This is a genomic window from Roseateles sp. P5_B10 (assembly GCF_056400485.1).
On record NZ_JBFULE010000590.1, the window covers coordinates 1 to 3,384 of the forward strand.

3 protein-coding genes and 1 pseudogene are annotated in these 3,384 nt (G+C 71.7%); all 4 read right to left on the reverse strand.

The window, feature by feature from the left end; all coding sequences use genetic code 11:
• Positions 1-829: selenocysteine-specific translation elongation factor (selB, locus tag AC1DU6_RS24380; protein ID WP_477860225.1), on the reverse strand; the 829-nt coding region annotated here is incomplete at its 3' end.
• The gene (selA, locus tag AC1DU6_RS24385) at positions 826-2,250 is read right to left on the reverse strand and encodes an L-seryl-tRNA(Sec) selenium transferase (RefSeq protein ID WP_477860226.1); all 1,425 of its coding nucleotides are present in this window, start codon (positions 2,248-2,250) and stop codon (positions 826-828) included. The genes selA and selB, both read right to left, overlap by 4 nt.
• Positions 2,250-3,248, reverse strand: coding sequence for a formate dehydrogenase accessory protein FdhE (gene fdhE / locus AC1DU6_RS24390; RefSeq protein WP_477860227.1), 999 nt, complete (start codon positions 3,246-3,248; stop codon positions 2,250-2,252). The genes selA and fdhE overlap by 1 nt, the downstream gene beginning before the upstream one ends.
• Positions 3,235-3,384 (reverse strand): annotated as a pseudogene (locus tag AC1DU6_RS24395) (formate dehydrogenase cytochrome b556 subunit); the annotation flags it as partial. The gene fdhE and the pseudogene AC1DU6_RS24395, both read right to left, overlap by 14 nt.

Sequence of the window (3,384 nt, forward strand, 5' to 3'; positions counted from 1 at the left end):
GCCATAGCGTGAGCCGCGCATCGAGCCGTTCGGTCGCTAGCGCCACGGCCGGCGCGGTCAGCCACTGGCCGCGCGGCGCCTGCTCCCTGGTCAGGMCGGCAAGCGCGACGGCGCAGCGCTGGCCGGCCTGGGCTCGCTCGACAGCTCGGTTCTGCGCATGCAGGCTGCGCACGCGGGCGCGGCGACCTTGAATGACGAGCTCATCGCCGACGGCGATCTCGCCGGCATGCAGCGTGCCGGTGACGACGGTACCGACGCCGTCGAGGCTGAAGGCGCGGTCGACTGCGAGGCGGGCGGCGAGGTGCTGGGAGGCGCGGGCCGGCAGCTGGCGGGCGGCGTCGAACAGCAGGTCGCGCAGTTCACCTAGGCCATCGCTGGTGGGCGCCGACACGACCAGGATGGGCGCGGCATCCAGGCTCGTTCCGACGAGGAGCGCCCTCACCTCTTCTTGCAGTGCGACGACGCGCGCGGGCTCGGCGCGATCGGCCTTGGTGATGACAACGGCGCCGCGTGTGAGCCCCAGCAGGCTGAGCACCGCCAGGTGTTCGCGCGTCTGCGGCATGACGCCGTCGTCGGCCGCAACCAGCAGCAATGCGAAGTCGATGCCGCTGGCACCGGCCAGCATGGTGTGCACCAGCTTCTCGTGGCCGGGGACGTCGATGAAGCCGATCCGTTCATCGTGATCAGGGACATCGAGATAGGCATAGCCCAGCTCGATGCTGATGCCACGCGCCTTCTCTTCGGGCAGGCGGTCGGTGTCCACACCCGTCAGCGCACGCACGAGCGTGGTCTTGCCGTGGTCGATGTGGCCGGCGGTTCCCACGATCACGCCAGGGCCTCCTTCAACAAGGCGAGCTGAGAGGTCAGCAGCGCGGGCTCTTCGAGGCAGCGCAGGTCCAGCAGCAGCCGGTTGTCCTGCACGCGGCCGATGACGGGTCGTGGCAGCTCGCGCAGCGCGGTGGCCAGCGCTTCAAGCGTGCGGCCGCGGCCGTCGACCGCGCTGATTGCCAGGCCGGCAGACGGCAGCCGCTCGACAGGGAGTGAGCCAGAGCCGATCTGGCTTTGCAGCGCCAACGCCTCGACGGTGAAGCGCGGCGCGACAGCGGCGGCGATCTCGGGCAGCAGGCGTTGGGCCAGCGCGGCGATCTGGTCCTGAGGCCTCGTCAACAGGCGCAGTGTCGGCAGGTCCCGCGCCAGCCTTTCGGGCCGCAGATAGAGCCGCAGCGTGRCCTCCAGCGCCGCGAGGGGCAGCTTGGACAGGCGCAGCGCGCGCTTCATCGGGTACTTGCGGATTCGGCCCACCGCGGCCTTGCTGCCGACGATGAGGCCGGCCTGCGGGCCGCCCAGCAGCTTGTCACCGCTGAAGGTGACGACGTCGCAGCCGGCCGCGAGCATGGCCTGGGGCAGCGGCTCGGCGGGCAGGCCGTAGGCGGCCAGGTCCACCAGCGCGCCGCTGCCGAGGTCGGTCATCAGGGGCAGGCCGGCGGCATGCGCGATGGGCGCCAGCGTCGCCTCGTCCACCGCCGCCGTGAAGCCCTGCACCTGGTAGTTGCTGGTGTGCACCTTGACGATGAGACCGGTGCGCGGCGTGATGGCCTGCTCGTAGTCGCGCGGGTGGGTGCGATTGGTGGTGCCCACCTCCACCAGCGTCGCGCCGGCCGCGGCCATCACGTCGGGCAGGCGGAAATGCCCGCCGATCTCGACCAGCTCGCCGCGCGACACGATGGCTTCCTTGCCACCGGCCAGCGCCGCGATCCCCAGCAGCACGGCGGCGGCGTTGTTGTTGACGACGGTGGCGGCCTCCGCGCCGGTCAGCTCGCACAGCAGGGCTTCGATCAGTTCGTCGCGGTCGCCGCGGCCACCCGCGGCAAGGTCGAACTCGAGGTTGTTGGGCGAACCCATCAGCGCCAGCACCTGCTGCAGCGCAGCGTCGGCCAGCAGGGAGCGGCCGAGGTTGGTATGGATGACGGTGCCGGTCAGGTTGAGCACGGCGCGCATGGCGGGCCGCATGCGGGCCTGCACGCGGGCGGCGAGCGCGGCGGGCAGGCCGTCCAGGTCCGAACGGGTCAGCGCGCCGGCCAGGGCCTGGGTGCGCAGCGCGTCCAGCAGCGCCCTCGCCTCCTTGGCCACCAGCGTGTGGCCATGCTCGGCCACCAGCGGCGCGGCTTCGCGCAGCAATCTGTCCAGGGCCGGGAGGTCTTTTGGACTTGCCTTGGAACCGTGGACCACGGATTCGTCGGGCGCAGCCATCAGTGCTCTCGTCCTGGCGGCGGTGCCTCGTCCGGCTCGCCGAGCAGCAGCAACAGGTTGACGCCATGCGGATGCAAGCCGGCCTCGCCCACCAGCAGGTCCAGCGTCAGGCTGGCGAGGTCGTCGGCGACGGGCTCGACGCCGTTGTCGCGCGCCGGGTGCATCAGCTTCAGGTAGTGGCCGCACTCGCTGCAGCACTCGGCTTGCACGACGGCGCCGGTGGTGGTCGAGGCGCCATCGGCCGCGACCAGGCTTTGCAGCGAGATGCCCTTGGTGCTCTGGCAGTGCGTGCACTTGATGCGCACGTAATGCCATTGCGTGGCGCACAGGCCGCAGGCGAGATAGCGCGCGCCCTCGGCGCCGAGGCGTTCCAGCGAGGCGACCGGGCGGGAGCCACAGCAGGGGCACAGCGTGGGGTCGTCGGTGCGGCCGAAGGGCGGCACGGGCGCGTCGACATGCGCGGCATAGGTCTGCCGCACGAGGCGCGTGAAATGCAGCTGCAGGCCAGCGGCGATCAGCGGTGCGCTGGCCAGGTCCAGCCCCAGCATGACGCCGGACAGCAGGCGGCCGGCCTGGGTCTCCAGTTGCTCGTCGCTGGCGGCGGCGAGCTGCAGCGCGGCAGCCTTGGCGGCGCCCTCAGGCAGCCGGCGGGCCAGGTCGGAGAGCAGCGCGCGCAGCGAGTCGCGCCAGATGGGCTCGCGCGGCCAGGTTTCGGCCGGCAGCAGCGGCGCGCCGGCACGGGCGGCGGCGTCGATGTCGTCCGGTGTGGGCAGCGGCACGGCGACGTTGGCCGACAAGGCGCGGTGCTGGGCGTCGGCCAGCTCGGCGACGAAGCGCAGGAAGTCGCCCATGGCATGCCCGTCGGCCAGCGCGCGCAGGCGCAACGCGCGATCGGCAAACACGCCGGGCTCGGGCAGGTGCAGAAAGCTCAGTTGCTCGCCGGCGCGAACGGCGATCTCTTCCGGGCTGAGGATCTTCTGGGAGCTACCGACGGTCATTGGTCATTTCGCGATGCCATAGCGCGTGATTCTGGCGCGCCCAGCCCTCGGTCACCGTGCCGCGCGTCATGGCGCGCAGCGAGCCCCTGACCCAGATGGCCGCGTAGACGTGCACGATGACGGTCAGGATCAGCAC